This is a genomic window from Anaerobiospirillum succiniciproducens DSM 6400 (assembly GCF_000482845.1).
In the GTDB taxonomy this organism is placed as follows: Bacteria; Pseudomonadota; Gammaproteobacteria; order Enterobacterales; family Succinivibrionaceae; genus Anaerobiospirillum; species Anaerobiospirillum succiniciproducens.
Genome location: NZ_AXWV01000021.1, coordinates 38,696 through 61,439, shown reverse-complemented (window position 1 = coordinate 61,439; position 22,744 = coordinate 38,696). Strand labels below are relative to the sequence as shown.

Sequence of the window (22,744 nt, the reverse complement as noted above, 5' to 3'; positions counted from 1 at the left end):
CAGGCATCTAGCCTCAAGGGCGTGAATTTTAGGCTAGATTATTTGTTGATGAAAGCGTTGGCGATCGCTCTTGCCTTACTATCAATTGCCATGATCTCTTCAAGCTCGTAGGCATCAGTACCTGAAATGCTTGAAAGAACATGATCAACTGTATGCGCAATTGCCTTGAAACTAATACGCTTAGATAAGAAAGCAGCTACTGCAACCTCATTAGCTGCATTTAATGCAGTGGTCATAGCCTGACCTTGCTTAGATGCCTCAATGCCCATGAACAGACATGGATAGCGCTCTTTTTCAGGCTGCTTGAAAGTAAGCTGACTTATCTTAGTAAAGTCTATTGATTGAACAGAGGTAGTCATGCGGTTTGGATAAGCCATAGCAAGACCGATTGGGGTCTTCATATCTGGCTGACCAAGCTGCGCAAGTACTGCACCATCCTCATAGGACACCATGGAATGGATTACTGACTGAGGGTGAATAATGACCTTTACCTGATCGCTTGAGGCGTTAAACAGATAACGTGCCTCAATATACTCTAAAGCCTTATTCATCATCGTGGCAGAGTCTACTGAGATCTTAGGCCCCATAGACCATACTGGGTGATTAACGGCTTTTTCAGGAGTTACATTATCTAGCTCTGCAAGATCGCAATTTAAAAATGGACCACCTGATCCTGTAAGCAAGATCTCTTTAACGCCTACACTTGCAAGATCGCAAGTACCCATTCTTGATTGCTCTGATGGTGGCAGGCATTGAAAGATAGCTGAGTGCTCACTATCAACTGGCAGTACTTGAGATCCATGCTTGGCAGCCATATCAAAGAACAGCTGGCCACTCATGACCAAGGCTTCTTTATTGGCAAGACAAATACGACAACCTGTCTTAATGGCATTTAACAGTGGCTTGAGACCGGCAGCACCGACAATAGCTCCGACCACCATATCAGCACCACCATCGCCAGAGAGCTCAGTTACACCCTCACTACCAACTAATATATCTGTAGTGGCAGCAAGATCTGGACATTGTGCAGTTAATCTTTCCATGAGCTTGTTGGCAGCCATAGCATCAGACATTGCTACGCGAGCAGGTTTAAACTTTTTGATAAGCTCAAACATACGATCGCAATTGCCACCAGCGGCTAAGCCGTGAACCTCAAACTCATCAGAGTGCAATTCCAGGAGATCGCAAGTAGCATCACCAATGGAACCTGTAGCTCCAAGTAGTGTTACCTTTTGTCTCTTACATTGCGACATTAAACAACTCTCCGCTTACTAACCAGTAAACACCCAAGAAGACTGGCACAGCAGCGGTTTGCGAATCTAAACGATCAAGCATACCGCCATGTCCTGGCAAGATCTTTCCGGAGTCTTTAATTCCAACTAGACGCTTGAGCATGCTTTCCATTAAGTCGCCAAAAGTAGAGAGCACAATGGCACCAAAGGCTGCAGCAAGGAAGGCAAGCTCGTCTTTACCGAATACTGAGTAGTAATTGTAATACTTAGCAATGTACATAACTACGATCGCAAGCACGATACCGCCATAGAGTCCTTCATAAGTTTTCTTAGGACTAACCTCTGGCATAAGTTTAGTCTTACCAAGAGCACGGCCAGTGAAATAAGCACCACTATCTGCAGCCCAAACTAAGGCCATTACAGAAAGTAATAAATAGGCACCTTCGTTGTAATCTTGAGCATAGTTAGTAGCACGTAAGATAAGCAGGCCTTGCAAGAAAGGAACGAGAGTAAATAAGCCAACTACGCAGTTAATGACCTTATTCTCATGCCACTTCACATTAGCTGGATAGCTCTTCACTAAGAAGATAGCTAAAGCCCAAAATGGCAGCGCAATGACCACCACATACTTCATGTATACAGGCACACCGCTTTCGATGTACTCACCTGGAGGGGCAATAGCGAACATGGCAGTTGCAGCTGCAGCAGCAAGTACCACAAACGGAATACGGCTCTTGAATTTAAGCAGTGGGCCCATTTCATAGGCACATACCATGTAGATAAACAATGCACCCATGGTAAAGATGGCAAAGTCAGTAAAGAAGAGCCACACAACGGCCAGAGCAATAAGAACAACGCCAGTTGCAATACGAACGCCCATACATATCCCTCAAGTGAATCCAAGCCTAACAATGAAACAACACACTATAAAAGCACTCAAGAGCAGATGTCTAAAGAGACTATCAAGTGCGCTCATAACCTAATCTTGACTAAGTTATATGAACATTAGGCTGCAATGACAGCTAACAATCCTCAAAGATAAAACGGATATAACGCGATGCCATCAAAGAAAAACTTCGTGCATTGTAACATCACGCAATGAGAATTTCTCTTTACCAACACGTTCAAGTACAACAAAGCTAAATATCAACAGCGCCATCTACAAGAATGATATGGGCTATTGATGTGGTCTATAAAGCTACTTACTTATGTGTGCGTTTAGATAAACGAAATGAAGTGAAGCAACTTAAGGCTTTGCTTGAGAGGGATTTGGCTAGTAGCTTATGGCTGATAATTAGCCTATAAGCCTCTCAAAGGCAGCATGTTAATCGTATAGCAGCGACAACACTAGCGTCTCTTAATGAGGCTAAGTAAAAAATAGCCTGGATAGTAGCAACAGCGCTAAAAGTAAAGGCATTGGCTAACGCACAAGCAACGCATTGGCAAAGGCATGGACTTACGCACAAGCAAGGCATGGGCTTACGCGCTAGCAATGCACGGGCAAAGGAATTGGATAATGCACAAGTAAATGCATTGGCTATGCATTGGCAATGCTTAGTTGGAGTTCTTAGGCTTTAGCAGCTACTTGCTCGGAGGTCATACCAAAGCGACGCTCGCGACCATTGAAGTAGTTAAGAGCTTTATCAAACTCTTTTTCATCAAAGTCTGGCCATAAGGTATCAGTGACATAAAACTCACTGTAGGCGCATTGAAAAAGTAAGAAGTTTGAGATACGACATTCACCACCAGTACGAATGAGCAAATCGACATCTTGTGCGACGCACAGACGCTCTTGCATTGCCTCTTCGGTGATATCTTGCTCTGAAATCTTGCCGTTTTTAAGATCAATAGCTAATGACTTGGCAGCTTGCATCAATTCCCAACGACCGCCATAGTTAATAGCGATATTAAGAACCATTCTTTGATTATTGCAAGTGAGGCTAACAAGCTCATCAATAGCTTCATTAAGGCGGGATGAAAACTTACTAAGATCACCGATGAATTGAACTTTGATACCGTTGTCATGCAGCCTATCGCGCTCAGACTTGAGTACCTTGGCAAAGAGGTCCATAAGACCACTTACTTCATCTTGAGGTCTACGCCAGTTTTCTGATGAGAAAGCGAATAAGGTAAGAGTTTGGACACCTTTTGCGACAGCTGTCTCTACAGCACGCGTGACAGCCTGAGCGCCTCGACGATGACCCATTAACCTGATCATCCCGCGCTTCTTGGCCCAGCGTCCATTGCCGTCCATGATAATTGCAAGATGGCGAGGCGCCTTTGCCTCGCCATGATTATTTGAACTGTGCATGAGGAGTTAACTAGATTTCCATTAACTCTTTTTCTTTAGCAGCTAAGATGTCCTCGCACTGCTTGATAGCAGCGTCGGTTAACTTCTGAATCTGCTCTTCTCCGGACTTGAGCTCATCTTCAGAGATAGCCTTGTCCTTCTGCATGTTCTTTAAGCTCTGGTTAGCATCGCGACGTACGTTACGAATCTCAACACGAGACTGCTCAACTTCGCCACGAACAACCTTAACTAAGTCCTTACGGCGCTCTTCAGTTAAAGGAGGAAGAGGAACACGGATGTCTACGCCTGCAACAACTGGGTTTAAGCCAAGCTCGGACTTTTGAATTGCCTTCTCAACGTCCTTGATAGCATTACGATCAAATACGGTGAGCTTTAAGGTACGGGCATCTTCAACGTTGATCTGAGCGACCTGACGCAGTGGAGTTGCGCTACCGTAGTAGTCAACCATAATGCCGTCTAAGATACCAGGCTGAGCACGGCCAGTACGAACTTTGTTCAGTCGTGAGGATAAAGACTCAACAGCCTTCTTCATGCGCTCCTGAGCATCATTCTTAACGTCATTAACCATAAATAATCTCCTGTTAAGAGATGAGGGTACCCTCATCTCCTCCGGCGGCAGCATTTAACAGAGCACCTTCCTTTGTCATGTTGAACACACGGATATTCATACCGTGGTCACGAGCAAGAGCAAAGGCGGTCAGATCCATAACCTCAAGTTCCTTTTGCAGAACTTCTTTGTAAGTTAAGGCCTTGTAGAGGGTGGCGTTTGGATCCTTGAAAGGATCGGCACTGTACACACCGTCTACCTTGGTGCCCTTTAAAACTTCGTCACAGTGCAATTCTACAGCACGTAACACCGCTGCAGTATCGGTGGTAAAGAATGGAGAGCCTGTACCACCAGCACAAATGAGCACTGCACCGCGCTCTAAAATCTCACGTCCTGCTTGGGCTTGGTACTGAGTAGTAATGGAATCAATGCCTTGAGCAGACATGAGTACACACTCACTACCTTGACGAATCAGCTCATCACGCATGGCTAAACCGTTAATTACGGTAGCTAGCATACCCATATGATCGCCTACAGTACGATCCATACCTGCCTTTTGCAGGGCTGCACCACGGAAGATGTTACCACCACCGATTACTAAGGCAACCTGGACATTGCGATTCTTAATATCAATGATATTACGAGCCATAGCTGACAGAATCTCAGGCTCAATGCCAAACTGAGTAGCACCACCTAAAGCTTCACCTGACAGCTTGATTAAGATACGACGTTGAGATTTAAGTGACGAAGTCATCTGCTATGCCTCTATTACTTGTTGGCAGCAGCTGCGATCTGAGCCTGAACCTCAGCAGCGAAGTCGTCTTCCTTCTTCTCGATGCCTTCGCCTACTTCTACACGGATGAATGACTTAGCAGTAGCACCGTGCTGCTTGAGCATTTCGCCAACAGATACAGAAGGATCCATTACGAATGGCTGACCGGTTAAGGAAACTTCACCGGTGAACTTCTTCATGCGGCCCTCAACCATCTTCTCGGCGATCTCTTTTGGCTTGCCAGAGTTAACAGCGATCTCGATCTGGATCTGACGCTCTTTCTCAACAACATCAGCAGATACGTCTTCTGGGTTAACGAAATCTGGCTTGGAAGCGCAAACGTGCATAGCAACGTTCTTAGCAAGATCAGCGTCACCGCCTTCTAATACGGTAACAACGCCGATGCGCTTGTTGGAGTGAACGTAGATACCTAATACGTCACCGGTAACGCGGAAGATACGACGGATGCCTAAGTTCTCACCGATCTTAGCAATTAAAGCGGTTAAAGCCTCACCAACGGTCTGCTTGTCGTCGTACTTAGCAGCCTTTAAGGTCTCAACGCACTCGCCTTCGGTCTTTAATGCGATCTGAGCAACCTTCTCAGCGAACTCTACGAACTCTGCATTCTTAGCAGCAAAGTCGGTCTCAGAGTTAACCTCAACTAAAACAACCTGATTGCCTTCGTGAGCGGAAACGATGATACCTTCAGCAGCAGTACGAGTTGCCTTCTTAGCAGCCTTTAAAGCGCCAGACTTACGCATCTCTTCGATTGCGGCCTCGATGTTACCGTCGGTAGCAACTAAAGCCTTCTTACAATCCATCATGCCTGCGCCAGTAATGTCGCGTAACTCTTTAACGAGGGCAGCGGTTACGTTAGCCATTGTTCATTCCTTGTGTAGTTTTGAAAAAGGCAGGGGGTAACCTGCCTTTGTTTAGAAATCTGACCTCGGGCCGTATGTACGAGCAGCTACGAAATAATATGTAGTCATGATCATCGTTTTAAGCCCAGTCATATGACACAAGCAAGGACACTGTTAGGAGCAAATATTCATAACAGCGTCGCTTGCTTGAAGGTGTAATTCTCTATTGCTAAAGATAGTCAACAACTACCTTCAGTAAGATTAAGCCTGAGCTTCCTCAGCCTTAACCTCAGCCTCAACTGGCATCTCAGCCTCAGCACGAGCCATAGAAGCACGAGCAGCGTTGATTGCCTCAACAGCGCCCTTTAAGTAGAGGTCGATAGCGCGGATAGCATCGTCGTTACCTGGGATTACGTACTGAACGCCATCTGGGGAAGAGTTGGTGTCAACTACAGCAACAACGTCGATACCGAGGTTGTTAGCTTCCTTAATAGCGATGTGCTCTACTTCAGCATCGATAACGAATAATGCATCTGGAAGGCCGCCCATGTCCTTGATACCGCCTAATGAACGGTTGAGCTTCTCGAGCTCACGGGTACGTAATAAAGCTTCCTTCTTGGTCAGCTTATCAAAGGTGCCGTCAGCAGACTGGATCTCAAGCTCCTTTAAGCGCTTGATTGACTGACGAACAGTCTTCCAGTTGGTGAGCATGCCACCTAACCAGCGGTGATCAACGTAGTACTGATCGCAAGCCTGAGCAGCTGGACCAACCTTGTCAGAGGCAGCGCGCTTGGTACCAACGAATAAGATCTTGCCCTTCTTAGCAACAGTTGAACCTAAGAAGTTAAGAGCGTCTTCGTAGCACTTAACAGTCTTCTCGAGGTTGATGATATGTACGCCATTACGAGCACCGAAGATGTACTGCTTCATCTTTGGGTTCCAGTAACGGGTCTGGTGACCGAAGTGAACACCGGCCTGTAACATATCACGCATCGAAATATTTGACATTTAAGTATACCTATCTTGTAGTAGTGGGTTATGCCTCCACTGCTCCGCCTAACAAACCGTACGCTTAAAGACTATCGTTTATCTCATCCTTTATACCGCTATTGCTAAAGAGTGGTATCAGCGTCGACATCTTAGCGCCGACGCTTAAATCATCCCACTGCCCTCTACATCATGGTAACCATGACCTTGTAATGCAATACGAAATAACTCTAGGTGAGATTAAAGCCTGCTATCCCTCCGCCGTAGACAGATTAAAAAGATTAGCTAACACTCCACGTCAGTTTACTCTTTAAACAAGACTAGCTTGCTCTATCAGTACGGTCTTACACTCGATAGCTTGTCTTTAATGGAAGAAGTGTGGTCTCCTAAGATAAAGCCTAAGGCAGAAATGACGGTCAATGGACAAGAAACAGCATTCTTGAACACAGGCTCCAATCGTAGGGCAGCTGCGGTATCCGCAGTGGCTCTACCTGCAAGAACTTAAGGCTTCTCTGCTGCTACCCAGACTCAAACTTTGAAGAGTAAGGGTGACTTTCAGCCGGAGTTTGCAGCGCTACAAGGGCAAGTAAACTAGCTTATATAGCGCATGACCAACTTTAAAAAACGTTCGGCACCCTGTTTTGGCGTTAATGAACAGTGTGTGTTTTTAAACTTGGAGGTTAAAAAAATTCTTCCGCCTCTTACATACAGCCACTCTTTGCTTTTTGCATCTCAAAGAGCTTTTGTATCGAATCTCGTATGAATAGCATTTAGGAGCTATTTCATAGCAAAAGGCACATCATTTTAGCATATAGATTTGTGATTTTGTTAACGCTTTTCTAACTTTTCAACAACTATAAATTAAGTCATACCAGCATGCCATCTCAAGCCTAGATAGATCGCCAGTTGTAGCCTCTTGCTATCTTTTCTTACCACAAATACAACCAACCAAATCTAGCAAAAAAGCATGCACAAGCTACAAAGTAAATTCACAAACTGCAAATGATCTTAAATAATTTAGGCTACACCTTTAGCTCGAATAAAAAACATCTTCATAGCCCATGGTCACTTCTAGCTGCAGCTAAGAACTTGATTGTACCTACTCATGATCCTTAGGCACTTCTAGCTGCAGCTTAGACTTGGCTGTACCGTCTTATGATCCTTAGGATCTTTCTATCTGTTGCTAAGAACTTGATTGTACCTACTCATGATCCTTAGGCACTTTTAGCTGCAGATGGGAACTTAGCTGAGCCTACCTATACCCCTTCGTCACTTCTAGCTGCAGCTAAGAACTTGATTGTGCCAACTTATGATCCTTAGGCACTTTTAGCTGCAGCTGGTGATGTTAATGTGTCTACTTTTGAGCCTGAGGAACTTTTAAACGAAGGCAGCGTTTGGACATAGACTCAGTTCTAAACATGAAAGGTCCAATGTTGTTGATGCGCTCTGCATGATAGAGGAGTTCATCGTCATCCTCTTTTTGCGCGGAAGAACGTTTAGAAGTGTCCTTTGTCGCGATTACACGGCCATCTTGATACTCAACATTGTAAAAAACTGGCTTAGTGTTAGGACTCAGCTCAATCATACGATCACCAATAAGCAGAGCAAAGGTGTTGTTAAGCTGCATGATCGCACGCTCTTTAATATTGTAGTTCGTGAGATCTTGACCAACGTTTGGAACTGATCCCTTGATGCCATTTAAAGCAAGCAAGGTCATACCCATATCAATCTGACTTACTTGGCGGTGATCTACATGAGGCATGACATTAGGAGCAATGATCACAGCCGGGATGGTAAAGTCATCAACAGGAAATTCCATACCTGGTTTTACCGAAGATACGTGGTTAGCGATCACCAAGAAAATAGTATCTTGGTAATAGCCCTCATTAGCAGCTTGTTCTAAGAACTTGCCTAGAGCATAGTCTGCATACTTAGCTGCAAGATCACGATCCTCATTAGTTGTCTCAATGCCATCTAAGCTGACCTTATCGTCAGGAATATCATAAGGATCACGCAGAGAAGTAGTAAGTATTACTGAGAAGAAGTGCTTTGATTGCTTGTGTAAGTCACTATAGTACTGATGAGCTTTGTTAAAGAGATCTTCATCGGACACACCCCACGATCCTACATACTGTGGATCTTCAAAGTCTCTTTCATCGATAACTTTGGCAGTGCCATTATGCATAAAGAATGTTTTCATGTTGTACAGCTGACTATCACCACCATAGATGAATGAGGTGTCAAAGCCATGCTGACTGAAGATCTCAGCTAAAGTGGCATAAGGTGTTTCAGGCTGTACGTGTTGCACGATACTAAGTTGCGAAGACGGAGTGAAAGAGGCTGCAACTGCCTCAATACCACGCGTGGTTCTATGGCCGGTTGCATACATATTTTCAAACCACCAGCCTTTATCACGTAACGCCTCTAAATTTGGTGTTACGCCAATACCACCTTGAGACTTTAAGAACTCGTCGCCTAATGACTCTTCAATAATAATCACTACATTGTATGGATCTTTACGTGGCTTTTTACCTGCCTTAAGCGCGTCATCACGCGATATAGGACGCCGTGTTCCATTGTTAAGGTAGCCATTGTAGATACCATCAACTGGATTAATAAACTGATTGATACGACAAACGAGTCTGCTAGTGTCAGGATCTTGCGCACGTTTAGATAAGCTAAGCACGCCCTCAAAAGCCTGAGCATCTGACATAATCTTATATGTAGAGTCCGCGCCTGCTGTCAGATCTCTTAAGTGGAATGCATCATAGACAATGGTATAGCTTGAATTAAGCGGCAATGCATTGACTAACGGATTATTTGTAAAGGCAACCATTGATGGGTTAAATGGCTTGCTTTCAAAAGAGGAGCGAACACCTAAAGGTATGGTGCACAGTGCGATTAATAGACAAATTACGTTGTACTTAAAACGGCCCTGATGATAGCCACGTAACAATCTTTCACTTAGCTTAAAGGAAATAAACAGTGAAACGATAACGATGATAAAGATCGTTAGCAGCTTAAGCTTATGTCCAGACCAAAGGAGAATGACCAAGTCATCCCATGTGAGCATGTATTGGACGAAAATATAGTTAGGGCGTGTACCAAAGACTTTAATAAACTCTGGGGTCGCTGCCTCATTTAGGATTAAGAATGCAATGGCAAGGCTGCAGTAAACATTTATGCCTACTAAAACCATACGCGGCATTCTCAGATACGGCACTAAAGACAGAAAGATTAGTACCAAAACAGGTAAACCAAATAGAGCGCATACTGAGGCAAAGTCAACTCGAATACCTTGTAGCAAGATCGTAGCAAAACCGCCATCGGGAATACTTTCCCACTGCCATAGCGAAAGAATGAAACGGGACAAACTAAGAATAATCATTGCCGCAAAAGCAATGATAAGCACCGGATTGATGCCGTAACGTCTTAGCCTTCTTAGAGTTTTAAGTGTATCCATAACTACTTCCTTGCCACAAGAATAATGTCCTTAACTTATAAGTTTACACATTCTAATTAGAGCTAAAACGCTATGCCCTATCGACGTGCACAAATAGCTACAAGAGATGCTTTTGCAAGGATTGTCTTTAAGACAAAAAAAAGAGCACAGCCTTTTTAGGGACTGTGCTCTATGTTAGTTAGCTATTGTCAGGAACTTAAGCTGGAGCTGCCTGACAATATCGCAAGTTTACGATTCTTATTTGCTTCACTAATAAATTAGTGATTCTCGTGAAGCTTGAAACGTGCGAGGTTCTTAACCAGATCGCCGATGGAGTCAACAGACTCGTCACAACGAGCTACTGAGTCCTCAGCAGAGTGTACGATTTCCTCGGTGTCAGAGGTAATCTTCTGCATGTTTGCAGAAATCTCAGAGGTAGCAGTAGTCTGCTGCTCTGCAGCGGTCGCAATCATGCGAATCTGATCATTAACCTGAGCAACGAAGTTGATGATGCTATTGAGGGTATCCTCAATTCGTGCAGCACGATCAGCAACAGCATTGATCTTCTCTACAGATGCGCTCATAGAGCTGGTTGCCTCAGAAGCATCCTTCTGAACCTGGCTAACCATTGATGAAATCTCTTGAGTAGATGCGGAGGTACGAGATGCCAGAGCACGAACTTCATCAGCAACCACGGCAAATCCACGGCCAGCCTCACCAGCACGAGCAGCCTCAATTGCAGCATTAAGAGCAAGTAAGTTAGTCTGAGCAGCAATCTCGTCAATGGTGCCAACAATAGAACCAATCTTCTGAGTCTGGTCAGCTAAAGCCTGAACCTTAGCAGCATCATTGGTGGTGTAGCTAGACTGATCACGAATATCCTTAATGGTAGTACGGATCAGCTTTACACTCTCCTGTGTTACGTTGCTTGACTGGTCGGCAAGTACTGCAGCACGCTCACAGTTAGCAGCAATTTCCTGAGTAGTAGCAACCATTTCGTTTGATGCTGCAGCAACAGAGATAGCCTGCTGCTCAGCCTCACGGGAGGCATCCATAATTGAGTTGGCTGCGATCTTGGTGTCCCTTAACTCCTGGTTGAGCTCCTGAGCCTTCTGACGAACTAAGGCAATAGAATCGCTCAGATCGTTACGCATGAAGCGCAGAGCCTCACCTAAATCACCAAACTCATCCTTGCTACGAACATCGACATTAACATTGAGATTGTTCTTAGCAATTTCATTGGCAGTCTTAACAGCAGCCTGAAGGTTACGAGTAATACCGTTAGAAACCAGAGCAGCAATGATGACAGCAATTAAGATAACAACCGCTGACATACCAATTACTAAGTATGCAGAGGTAGTATCCTGAAGACCCTCAACCTCCTCTTTAATGTTCTTAACCACAACACCATTCATTTTGTGGGTAATAACAACCATCTCTTGACAGATTGGGTGCATCTCAGAGAGGAAGAATGCTAAAGCATCATATGGCTTACCGGCCTCAACCAGATTTGACACAACCAGCTCATATAACTCGTTGTACTTGTGGCCCATTTGAGTTAACTGATCGATCTCAGCACGTGCTGTAACGTTCTGTTGATTAGTTAAATCATCAAGAGTCTTTACGATAATCTTAAGATTATTCTCAGACTCAATACGACGAGCATCATCTAAGTTGCCTGGGGTCAGATACTCAAAGAGGGCGTTATTTGCTGCAACAATGTCAGCATTAATCTTAACAGCACGCTCAAATCGTGTATCGATAAGGAAGCGTACATGATCTGCTACATCTGTACTTGCAAACAATGCACGTACGGCAATTGCTGAAATACAGCATGTTAAGAACAAAATGACACCGAAGCCAAGCATCAGCTTGGTTCTGATTTTAACGTTATCTAAAAATGACATGGATTACTCTCCAGCTCCAGCATAATGTGAGTACTCGTCAACTATATAAGACAAGTCAGCAGATCATAAGCATTTGTTCTAATGGTCCACCGAAGGTCAAGGTGAAAGACATGCAGCCTGACTCGTAAACTGAGGTAACGAAAGACGCAAGATGAACTTTAATAGTAAAGCAGCATAATGCATCAATAAAGCCAATCTAAAGAATGACTTACTGCGCAACCTTTGATATCTGACCTTGTGGATATCCAACGGCTACATGCTAACTCTAACTACTAAGCAAAACTCTAAAAGGCAGGTTAATACTCAGCAGCTCGCAATAATCTTCAGCTAAAGCATTTAGCCTTACTCTTAATTTGAGTAAAAGCTAAAAAAATAGCTATTCTAGTTTACGCCGTAATAAGCACTTATCAAGTGCAAAATCATATACAACGCAAGCATTTGTGTCCTTGCTCTCCTTTCTAAACGACAGGGCAAGAACGTATATGAATGAGCTTAGTGCTACCAAACTGGTGCAAAAGCGCTCAAAATAGCGATATTTTATCAATTTTATATCTTGACTAGGATGAGAAACGGTTACATAACCATTACTCATCTTTCTTAACGATTAAAATTATGTACCGTGCACAATATTGGGCATTGTACACAAGCATCATTACAGTCAAGACAAAAAACAGACTTAATAAGTGCAATCTTAATAGTTTTCAGAATTGAAAACTGACATCTCAGCAGAATGCCACTTCAAAAGAATCTTATCGATTGTACCATCGCTAATCATCTCTGAAATTTCATTGCTGATAACGTCTTTATACTTTGATCCCTTTGGCATCATAATCGCGTACTTACAGGACTCACGACCTAAAGCTGCCTCAGGAGTTACAGCAAACTCATCCCACTTCATGTCATGGGCAAAACCAGCAAGTGGTGGACGGTCAAAGAGCACGCCATCAAGATCACCAGTAAAGACATGGAAGTAAGCTTGAATTGCATTGGTAAATGGCACAGGCGTAGCACCGAGCATTTCAACATACTTAGCAGATGTTGATCCAGATGATGCACCAATGCGCAAACCCTTGATATCAGTAACATTCTTGATATTTGGATGGCGCTTAGGATTGAACATCACACCCATACTAGAAGCATAGTACACAGGGGTAAAATCAAATGTCTTCATACGCTCAGTAGTGCGAGATACACCACCAGCAAAAAGATCAGCGCTACCTTCACGTAATCTCTTTTGTGATGAAGGGCGATCAAGAACAAAGATGCGATTCTCAGTCAGCTTAAAACCTAAACGACGCTGCAGCTCATAAATGACATCAACATCAATGCCATATGGTCGCTGAAAATCATCCTTTAAAAATGCCTGCGGCGCACCGAGAGGGTTAACCAAAACGGTAAGGGTCACGTGCTCAAGTTCGCCATCAGCCTGAGCTGCAGAAGAGGCAAACAAAGCACTAATCGCCATAAAGCTTGCAAGAACACTCTTTTTTAAACTAGAACTCTTGTTCTTAAATATACTTCTAAACTTCATAACATGCCCAATCCATGTTAAAGCGCGTTGTAATTTCAACTACAGTATTAATAATCACAAACAAGTGATGTTGTAGCTCACAAGTACAAGCGCTTAATTGCACAGCTGACTAACGGTGCTTGAAAATGCCGCAACCATGCATAACTCGCTCGAAGCATGGTTTACAAATCCAAAGGAAAGGTTCACAACATTCAAAATGCACTATAACAGCGCCATAAATGCAACAGACGTAAAAAAAGCCCTGATCCCATAAATGGAGAAAGAGCTCCTTATTGCATTGTTCTATAGTTACTAATCTAACACACTAGCAACATGATAATTACTTTCACTTTTTGAAAAGTTTTAAATATGTGCACGAGCACACATAAACAAATATAGATGGAAATTAAGCTTGCGCATTATTTTCGTGCTCAAAGTGCACGATCACGATCTTGTCTGACATCTTATTTTTAGGACATAAACTAAGAAAAGTTATTTAAACATAATACTGCTATCGCCAAGCCCACTCACCATCAGTTCGCCCTTGTTTTAAGCCATTTTAATGATAACAAAGTCATAACAATTGATGTTACAAATACCATGTAAATCAGCGTATATGCATTGATGGTTCCAGATAATCATCTTCCCAAATAATAATTACACAAACTCTAATAAGCTAGCGCTACATACTGTAACCCTTGTCTAACAAGGGTTTTTGAGCTATCAGACTGGGATTTTAGAGCCACTATATGAAAAAAATTTGCTATTAATGCACACCTATTGCACATCATCTAGATACACATGCAAATTCGGCTCTTTATCAGGGTATATAGCCTATAAATATGCCCTTTCTACATATGACATATTCTCAATACGAAAACTTACCAACTGTGCACTGCCACTAAATACACCCAAAAGCACGGTCATAACCATAGCCGCATACAACACATTAAGCTAAAAGATCACTTTAAGATTATTAGCATTGTTCAATTAACCTGTTATTTAAGCCTTCTTGGACAATTGCAATTTCTTAATCTAGATAACTTACCGCTAAATGCTGCTCTAAATTTATGCCCAGACATCAAACCTAGAGCTCACTACACCGGTGCTTTATTGGGTATTAGCTTTATCTTGCCCATGATCTTAAGATCATAACCAACGAAATAGGCTCAATTACGTTGTGACGATCTCAAACAATGAAATTAGATCTGCTCAATCCTACGACTTCAACATCACAGGCGCTGACTGTTCAAAACTTGCTACTGAGAGTCATTAACTTGCTCAGATGGTTGCTTTTATTCTTCAAACCAATTGTTATGAAAGATCAGAGACAGAGATCTTTAACCTCGACTCCCCACAAACTCACATGCCATGATCGCTATCTTTAAAGTTGTTCTGGCAAAAATCAGATTGCTGACTGCGATCTTTTAAAGTGCCTTTTGGTGGACGAAAGATCAGAATGAGGAGGGCTGCGATCTTTGAAGCCAACCACAACAGAAGAGATCAGAACGATAGCCTCACAATCTTTTTTTAGTTACTTGAGGAGCGTTAAGCGCGATGGAGCTGCGTTCTTTTTTAGTTGCTTGAGGAGCGTTAAGAGCGATGGAGCTGCGATCTTTTTAGTTGCTTGAGGAGCGTTAAGAGCGATGGAGCTGCGATCTTTTTAGTTGCTTGAGGATAGATCAGAGCAATGGGGTTGCGATCTTTTTTAGTTGCTTGAGGAGAGATCAGAGCAATGGGGTTGCGATCATTTTTAGTTGCTTGAGGAGAGTTAAGAGCGATGAGGTTGCGATCTTTTAAGTTGTTTTTGGGATGTGATTTGAAATTAAGTTAGAGATGATAGTTAAGATCGTGAGGATTGCTAGCATGGTATTTAGTGGCAGAAAGTATGGCTTCTGCCACTTAAAGTGAGTTGTGTTAACTATTTGTTTGTGGTTATGAGTCGAGGTTCCACTTCTTTCTGAGACGATAGATAGTGCCGTCAGCCTGCATATCCTTTAGAGCTTTATTGATGACATCCTTGTACTCAAAGTGCTTGGATAAGTAAAAGACGAACTGACCACTTTGTACATCAAAGATCGACTCAGATACCTTGAGATCTGCAACAGGAATGAGTTTTTCAAAGTACTTAAGTGAAGGGCGATCAGCAACTACAGCATCAATCTCACCGGTGGATACTTCATAGTAGGCCATGATGATATTGTTATATACCTTTGGATTGGCCTTAGTTACTCCCCTGATATATTCTTCAGCTGAGGAGCTGTGCTTTACACCAATTTTGGTATTCTCAGAAATGTCACTTGGGCTCTCTACTGCAGCATGCTTGTTTGAATAAATGATGCTAAGTCCAGAGCTATAGATCACATCGGTTACTTGGGTGTTCTTAGCATGTTTATCGCTTGCAACGAGACCACCAATCAGCATGTCAGCATCATGAGCATACAGCATGTCAAAACCCTGTCTAACATCTACAGGGAAGAAACGATTTTCAACTAACTGAAAGCCTAAACGGCGCTGCAGATCATACATTACGTCAATATCAAATCCGACTGGATGAGCGACGTTATCATGCAAGATAGCAAAAGGAGCACTTTGTGGCTCAACTAGTACTTTAAGGCGCACGCCATTCATTGAGTTGAAATAAGGCTTATTACCCCCTACGCCCACAACAACAGCCTGTGCTTGAGGTGCAACAAGTGTGGCAGTAGCAATCAGCATTAACAAAGCGGCACAAACGACTCTAAATTTATTAGACAAGCTGTTAACAGCATATATAAGCTGTGCAAATGAAGACATTCTGCGGACCATAACAATAGAAACCCTTACCGCTCTGCCATCAAAAGAGTGTAAATAAAGTCTTGATTCTAGGCATAAGAATCCATCTACCAGAAATCGAACGGTTTCTAGTATTGCCTCGGGGCGACTTTTGTCCTGCAATCTTTTGGTGTTAAGAACTCACTTTTGTAAAGAAAAACAGATAACCATTTCATGCCTAAAAGGCATGCAAAACGAGATGCAAACTCAGCGTAAGCACCTTATAAAGGTTGAAGTTAGAAAAACGAAATAACGAGGACTACAATTCTTTTAGGCTAAAGAATTAACAGATGGACTACATCGGGGTCTAACTAATGGAGCTATAGCACGGCTCAAGTAGTCGTTTAGACGAGAATAAAAGCATGTATTGATTTGAGCCATAGTACAACTCCTATGGAGTTAATCTTCTAAAAGCAAGAGTCGCAGCCATAAGGCTATGATGTGCCTAACTATCACCTCCATGATCAGAGGATTGCCAAATGAGCGCCTTTGCACTCTTGTCAAACTCAGACAAACTTAATCCTGATAAAGTTAAGCCTTCCTTCAAGAAGAACTGCATAAGCAATTAAGCCATGCAAACAGTGTTATAAATAAGTACCGACGAACAAGCCGTAATGTACCAGTTGTAAAGCATAATGTACGAATCTTCTTTCCTAGTCAATGAAAATACTTTTCATAGGCCTAGTCAAATGCGAAAGTGTGGCAGCGTTTAAATTGAATTACACGCTATGGCATTGAACCTTAAAGGCCGCTATTAATGTTGTAATAGCAACCTAGCGATTAGAAGAAACAAATACGATATTTATCAGATTTTTTTATAAGCATGTGAGAACGGCTTTCAGAGAAAGTGCATATCTATAAGTTAGTCTCTGAAGCATGAAATCTTATCTCGTATGTTAGTTTAATTCAGGTTGCACCATCATGGTGACTTCTTATGATCTTTAATGTATTTTAGTGATCCACATCCAACTATCGTTAGCTTTTGTAACAAAGTTTCATTTTTTTTGTAAGTCACTATCGCATGAAGCGCCAGCGCATTATTTGAAAACCATTGCTAACGTTGTGCACTTTGACATTAGCACAATCGTTCTTGTAGCTCTTCAAATTTCAGGCAATCATATTGTCAAAAGGGCACATATTACGTTTATCTAACATAGCATGCGCACAGCGACGTCTGTCTTTACTTCAGTAGTAGGCAATCGGTGGTTATGCACTTTTTTGCCTTTGATTCAGCTCATTTCACTTAACTACTAAGATCTAAATACCCACTTGATAGGTTGCTGCACAACTTCTCTACTCTGCCATTATCACCTTTATATAGTTGTAAAAACGCTAAAAGAATATGGTTGCGACAAACTAAACGTGCATAGAAAAGGGATTTGGCATACAATAGCGGTGACGTTTTTATGTTAGCTAACGCTAACAGTAGCTAGTGTTCTGAGTATTAAGCGCTTGCGTGATGTTCTATAAGGCACATGTTGCTTGGTATAAGGTAGCTAGCAATAACTAAATAGACACCTTTTAATGGAAGTTGAGATGATTAACCTGAAGAGCCCAAGTGAAATCGAACTGATGCGCGTTGCTGGCAAGTTAGCTGCCGATGTGCTGATTATGATTGAGCCTTACATTAAAGAAGGCGTGACTACTGGTGAGCTCGATGACATCTGCATGGACTATATTACTAAAGAGCAGAAAGCCATCTCAGCATGCTTAGGCTACCACGGCTATCCTAAATGCACCTGTATCTCCGTAAATGAAGTTGTATGCCATGGTATCCCTGGCCACTACAAGCTAAAGCAAGGCGATATTGTGAATATCGATGTTACCGTTATTAAAGACAAGTATTACGGTGACACCTCAAAGATGTTCATCGTGGGCGGCAAAACAACTCCGCTTAACCACCGTTTAGTTGAGACCACCCAAAAGTGTTTGTATGAAGCGCTAAAGACTGTTCACCATGGCTCTAATCTTATGGACATTGGTGACGTCATTCAGAAGATCGCTGATAAAGAGAGCTTCTCGATTGTGCGTGACTACTGCGGCCATGGCATTGGCAATACCTTCCATGACGAGCCAAGCGTAGTTCACTATCGCAATAAAAACTCTGTCATCTTAGCTGCAGGCATGACATTTACTATCGAGCCTATGATTAATGCCGGCACCTGGAAGTGCAAGGTTAACAAGAAGGATGGTTGGACTGTTACCACAGCAGATAAGTCTGCCTCAGCTCAGTTTGAGCACACTATCTTAGTTACTGAAGATGGCTGCGAGATCTTCACCATCCGTCCCGAGGAAGAAGAGGCTGGCATCATCTCTCGTATCATGCATAACCGCAAATAGTTACTAAAAACAACGCGATTGTTGTTCATTTATATTACAAAGCCCGTGTTCTTTTTTAAGATCACGGGCTTTGTCATTTTGGGCTACCATAGTCTCCTTACTTGTTGGCACTGCTTGCTCTTAGCGCTTATCAATTTGTGCTTGCTGCAAGTGAGATGATTGTTAGGTTAGTAAAAATCGTTTACGGCTTATAGATGAAAGCTTAGCTCTATCGCTTTGGTGTGTAGGTCTGCTATTGGCTCTTAGATTGGCAATTTTTGATTTTCCTACCGGTACTTTTCGTTAGTCAGTAGGTACTTATAGTTTTGCATCAAATGGCTATGAGGCCAACAAGCAAGGGGTGTTCAGTAAAGTTTATTGTGGTTTGATTGGTACTTTTGGGTTTAGCAGGTGTGCTGCCTTTGTGGCATAAACGGCGTATTTATAGGATTTGTCATTTTTTGAGTGGGACAAACATTAAAAATCACTGGTACTTTTAGCAAGAGAAATGGTTATTCAGTACGTACTTGTCGTTTTTTGTCATTTTCCGGCTTTACAAAGATGAAAAGCTGTTTATTTTTCATCCCAATATGGTGCAAAATTCGTTAAATTTCTGCACAAACCGCATATTTATCTGATTTACATGTGCTTTATGCGCTCAAGCATCTCCTCTTGATAAAAGTTGCACATGACTTAGATCACAAATAGCCATTTATACTCACTTGTATGGCAAACAAATCCCTTATTTATCAGCTTTATGAGTAGTGACATATAGGCACTTTGTGTAAGTTGGCATATCAACTGATGCTAAGAATCAACTGACAACTTTTAATCAACTAGTAATCTACTTTGTGCGTTGAAGATCACAAAGCTATCTTTGACTGCCACTTAACTACCAAAGATGCAAATTAGCTAATCTAGCCCCAAATATCGGGCATTAGCGGCATAAATAGCGGCTTGTTCTATTTGTTGTAGATCCCACTTTCAATGCAAAACATTATCAAAAACTTCTCAATTAGACGCAGCTAAGAAATTGAATTGAGTGGGATAGCCGTCACATTTCTTATTCCAATGCTATGCAATGTTGCAACAAACGAATTAATTCCCGCTCGAGGTTTCCATCTAATGTATCCGACAGTTTTTGCAATAGCACTTAATCACAAGAGCCAGACTGAACACTGGCACGACACATTTCTGGAGGCTCCTTACAAAGCTCTGCCTAAAAAAGCCGTTTGGTTTATCAAGCCACGCAACACTTATAACACCGATGGTCAGATCACTTTAGATCAAGGCGAGCAGTATTTCTCAGGCGGAACCATCGCAATTGTCATTGGCAAGACCGCTACCCGTATTAATGCATCTGATGCAGCTCAATACATTAAGGGCTTTGCACTTGCTAACGAAATCTCTTTAGCAGAGAGCTCTTTCTACCGTCCAGCTGTTAAGGCCAAGTGCCGTGACAAGTCTTGCCCAGTTGGTTCAATGGCCACCAATGTTGATGCTGATAATGTGACCATCGAAACCTACATTAATGGTGAGCTAAAGGACTGCTATTCAACTGCTGACTATGTACGTAATGCTGGTCAGATTTTAGAAGCTCTGACTGACTTTGCGACCTTACAAGAAGGCGACATGGTTCTTATGGGCACTCCTCAAACTCGTGTAGCCATTCAAGCAGGCGACACAGTAGAGATCAAAGCAAACGGCTTTGAAACCTTAGTAACTAAGGTCAACTAATTAGGAGAGCACAATGAGAAAGGCCAAGATTGCATACCAAGGACGCGAGTTTGTAGGTTATATCAACAACGACGATGTGCTCACCGATGAGAGCACTGGTCAGAAGATTTCACTTAATGATGACGGCGTAAAGTTCCTGCCTCCATGTGAAGGCACCATGTTCGCTTTAGGTCTGAACTACGCTGACCACGCTGCTGAACTCGAGTTCAAAGCCCCAGAAGAACCATTAGTGTTCTTAAAGGGACGTAATACCTTAACCGGTCACAAGAGCGTTACCGTACGACCTGACAACGTTGATTACATGCACTACGAGTGCGAGCTTGTCGTAGTTATCGGCAAGTCTGGTAAGAACATTAAAGAGTCAGAGGCCATGGACTACGTTGCTGGTTACACCGTTTGCAACGACTACGCAATTCGTGACTATCTTGAGAACTACTACCGACCAAACCTAAAGGTAAAGTGCCGCGATACCTGCACTCCAATAGGCCCTTGGATTGTGGATCGCGATGACATCAAGGATCCACACAACCTTACAATCAGAACTTTTGTTAATGGTGAGTTGCGCCAAGAAGGCACTACCAAAGACATCATCTTCTCAATTCCGTTTTTGATCTCTTATCTCTCTGAGTTTATGACTCTCAATGAGGGCGACATGATCGCTACAGGCACTCCAAAGGGTCTGTCAGATGTTAAACACGGCGATCTAGTTGAGGTTGAAGTAGAGGGCGTGGGAAGACTCGCCAACACCATCATTACCCAAAAACAATACGAGGAGAGCCTTGCATAATGATGAAGGTAAATCATTGGATCAACGGTGAGAACGTTGCATCAAACGAGTACTTTGAGGACTTAAATCCAGCCACTGGTGAGGTTATCGCTGAGGTAGCATCAGGTGGTGCTAAGGAAGTTGATGCTGCAGTAGCTGCTGCAAAAGAGGCTTTCCCGAAGTGGGCTGCCACCCCAATGAAAGAGCGCGCTCGCATTATGCGTCGCCTCGGTGAACTCATCGATCAGAACGTTTCAAAGATCGCTGAGCTTGAGACCATGGATACTGGTCTGCCAATCCATCAGACCAAGAACGTACTCATTCCACGTGCATCCCACAACTTCGAGTTCTTCGCTGAAGTTTGTCAGCAGATGAACGGTCGTACCTATCCTGTTGATAACAAGATGATGAACTACACCTTACTGCAGCCAGTTGGTGTATGTGCATTAGTATCACCTTGGAATGTACCATTCATGACCGGCACCTGGAAGACTGCTCCTTGCCTTGCTTTAGGTAACACTGCAGTTTTAAAGATGTCTGAGTTATCCCCATTAACTGCAGACTTCTTAGGTCAGCTCGTAAATGAGGCTGGTGTTCCTAAGGGTGTATTCAACATCGTTCAGGGTTACGGTGCTACTGCCGGTGACGCTTTAGTACGTCACAAGGATGTACGCGCAGTTTCATTCACTGGCGGTACCAAGACTGGTCGCGCCATTATGCAGAATGCTGGCATTAAGAAGTACTCCATGGAGCTTGGTGGCAAGTCTCCTGTACTCATCTTTGATGATGCTGACATCGATCGCGCAATGGATGCTGCTTTATTCACCATCTTCTCAATCAATGGTGAGCGATGCACCGCTGGCTCTCGTATCTTCATTCAAGAGAGCATTTACGATGAGTTTGTAGCCAAGTTTGCTGAGCGTGCCAAGCGCTTAATCGTTGGCGATCCTACCGACTTTAACACTCAGGTTGGTTGCATGATCTCCAAGCAGCACTACGACAAGGTTACTGGCTACATCAAGATCGGTATGGAAGAGGGTGCAACCTTAATGGCTGGTGGTTTAGATCGTCCTGATCTGCCTGAGCACCTTAAGAACGGTAACTTCATCCGTCCAACCGTATTTGCCAACGTCAACAACAAGATGCGTATCGCCCAAGAAGAAATCTTCGGCCCTGTTGTGTGCTTAATTCCATTTAAGGACGAGGCAGAAGGCCTGGCTATGGCTAACGACGTTGAGTACGGTCTGGCTTCATACGTATGGACTCAGGACATCTCCAAGATCTTACGTCTGTCCTCATCAATTGAGGCTGGTATGGTCTTCGTCAATACTCAGAACGTACGTGACCTCCGTCAGCCATTTGGTGGCGTTAAGGCCTCTGGTGTTGGCCGTGAGGGCGGTGAGTACTCCTTTGAGGTATTTGCTGAAGTTAAGAACGTATGTATCTCCTTTGGCGATCACCCAATCCCACGTTGGGGCGTTTAGTTAAACCAAAGGTTTAACTCCCAACCCACAATAAAGCCTAGGTAGAGGCGCTAACA

15 protein-coding genes are annotated in these 22,744 nt (G+C 43.1%); 4 read left to right on the top strand and 11 right to left on the bottom strand.

All coding sequences use genetic code 11. The features are described 5' to 3' along the window. Positions 1-38 precede the first annotated feature (38 nt). The 11 genes from ispC to H524_RS0103500 all read right to left on the bottom strand — a co-directional run bounded on the left by ispC (position 39) and on the right by H524_RS0103500 (position 16,376). Entirely contained in the window at positions 39-1,253 is a 1,215-nt protein-coding gene (gene ispC / locus H524_RS0103560; RefSeq protein ID WP_027939234.1) for a 1-deoxy-D-xylulose-5-phosphate reductoisomerase, read from the bottom strand. Beyond that, complete coding sequence (locus tag H524_RS0103555) at positions 1,240-2,112, bottom strand: phosphatidate cytidylyltransferase (RefSeq protein WP_044121402.1); 873 nt, start codon at positions 2,110-2,112, stop codon at positions 1,240-1,242. The genes ispC and H524_RS0103555 overlap by 14 nt, the downstream gene beginning before the upstream one ends. Positions 2,113-2,799: 687 nt before the next feature. Next, positions 2,800-3,543: a polyprenyl diphosphate synthase gene (gene uppS / locus H524_RS0103550; RefSeq protein WP_027939232.1), complete on the bottom strand. Its 744-nt coding sequence runs from the start codon at positions 3,541-3,543 to the stop codon at positions 2,800-2,802. Between the two features lie 10 nt (positions 3,544-3,553). Then, positions 3,554-4,111, bottom strand: coding sequence for a ribosome recycling factor (gene frr / locus H524_RS0103545; protein WP_027939231.1), 558 nt, complete (start codon positions 4,109-4,111; stop codon positions 3,554-3,556). 13 nt (positions 4,112-4,124) lie between these two features. After that, complete coding sequence (gene pyrH, locus H524_RS0103540; protein WP_027939230.1) at positions 4,125-4,844, bottom strand: UMP kinase; 720 nt, start codon at positions 4,842-4,844, stop codon at positions 4,125-4,127. A 14-nt stretch (positions 4,845-4,858) separates the two neighbouring features. After that, positions 4,859-5,743, bottom strand: a complete 885-nt coding sequence (tsf, locus tag H524_RS0103535) for a translation elongation factor Ts (RefSeq protein WP_027939229.1) — start codon at positions 5,741-5,743, stop codon at positions 4,859-4,861. A gap of 240 nt (positions 5,744-5,983) precedes the next feature. Further along, on the bottom strand, positions 5,984-6,730 hold the full coding sequence (rpsB, locus tag H524_RS0103530) for a 30S ribosomal protein S2 (protein ID WP_027939228.1): 747 nt from the start codon (positions 6,728-6,730) through the stop codon (positions 5,984-5,986). A gap of 1,333 nt (positions 6,731-8,063) precedes the next feature. Beyond that, positions 8,064-10,172, bottom strand: a complete 2,109-nt coding sequence (locus tag H524_RS16335) for an LTA synthase family protein (RefSeq protein ID WP_084281638.1) — start codon at positions 10,170-10,172, stop codon at positions 8,064-8,066. A 257-nt stretch (positions 10,173-10,429) separates the two neighbouring features. After that, positions 10,430-12,058: a methyl-accepting chemotaxis protein gene (locus H524_RS16330; RefSeq protein ID WP_052338887.1), complete on the bottom strand. Its 1,629-nt coding sequence runs from the start codon at positions 12,056-12,058 to the stop codon at positions 10,430-10,432. A 691-nt stretch (positions 12,059-12,749) separates the two neighbouring features. Beyond that, positions 12,750-13,589, bottom strand: a complete 840-nt coding sequence (locus H524_RS0103510; RefSeq protein WP_044121399.1) for a substrate-binding periplasmic protein — start codon at positions 13,587-13,589, stop codon at positions 12,750-12,752. A gap of 1,914 nt (positions 13,590-15,503) precedes the next feature. After that, complete coding sequence (locus H524_RS0103500; RefSeq protein WP_084281637.1) at positions 15,504-16,376, bottom strand: substrate-binding periplasmic protein; 873 nt, start codon at positions 16,374-16,376, stop codon at positions 15,504-15,506. Between the two features lie 1,542 nt (positions 16,377-17,918). Here H524_RS0103500 and map point away from each other — a divergent pair. From map to hpaE, 4 genes are all read left to right on the top strand, one after another. Then, positions 17,919-18,722: a type I methionyl aminopeptidase gene (map, locus tag H524_RS0103490; protein ID WP_044121417.1), complete on the top strand. Its 804-nt coding sequence runs from the start codon at positions 17,919-17,921 to the stop codon at positions 18,720-18,722. 1,104 nt (positions 18,723-19,826) lie between these two features. Continuing rightward, positions 19,827-20,438, top strand: coding sequence for a fumarylacetoacetate hydrolase family protein (locus H524_RS0103485; RefSeq protein WP_027939223.1), 612 nt, complete (start codon positions 19,827-19,829; stop codon positions 20,436-20,438). Between the two features lie 13 nt (positions 20,439-20,451). Further along, a complete protein-coding gene (locus tag H524_RS0103480) occupies positions 20,452-21,225 on the top strand; it encodes a fumarylacetoacetate hydrolase family protein (RefSeq protein ID WP_027939222.1) in 774 nt (257 codons plus the stop codon). Then, a complete protein-coding gene (gene hpaE, locus H524_RS0103475) occupies positions 21,225-22,688 on the top strand; it encodes a 5-carboxymethyl-2-hydroxymuconate semialdehyde dehydrogenase (RefSeq protein ID WP_027939221.1) in 1,464 nt (487 codons plus the stop codon). Before H524_RS0103480 ends, hpaE begins: the two co-directional genes overlap by 1 nt. Positions 22,689-22,744: the final 56 nt, after the last annotated feature.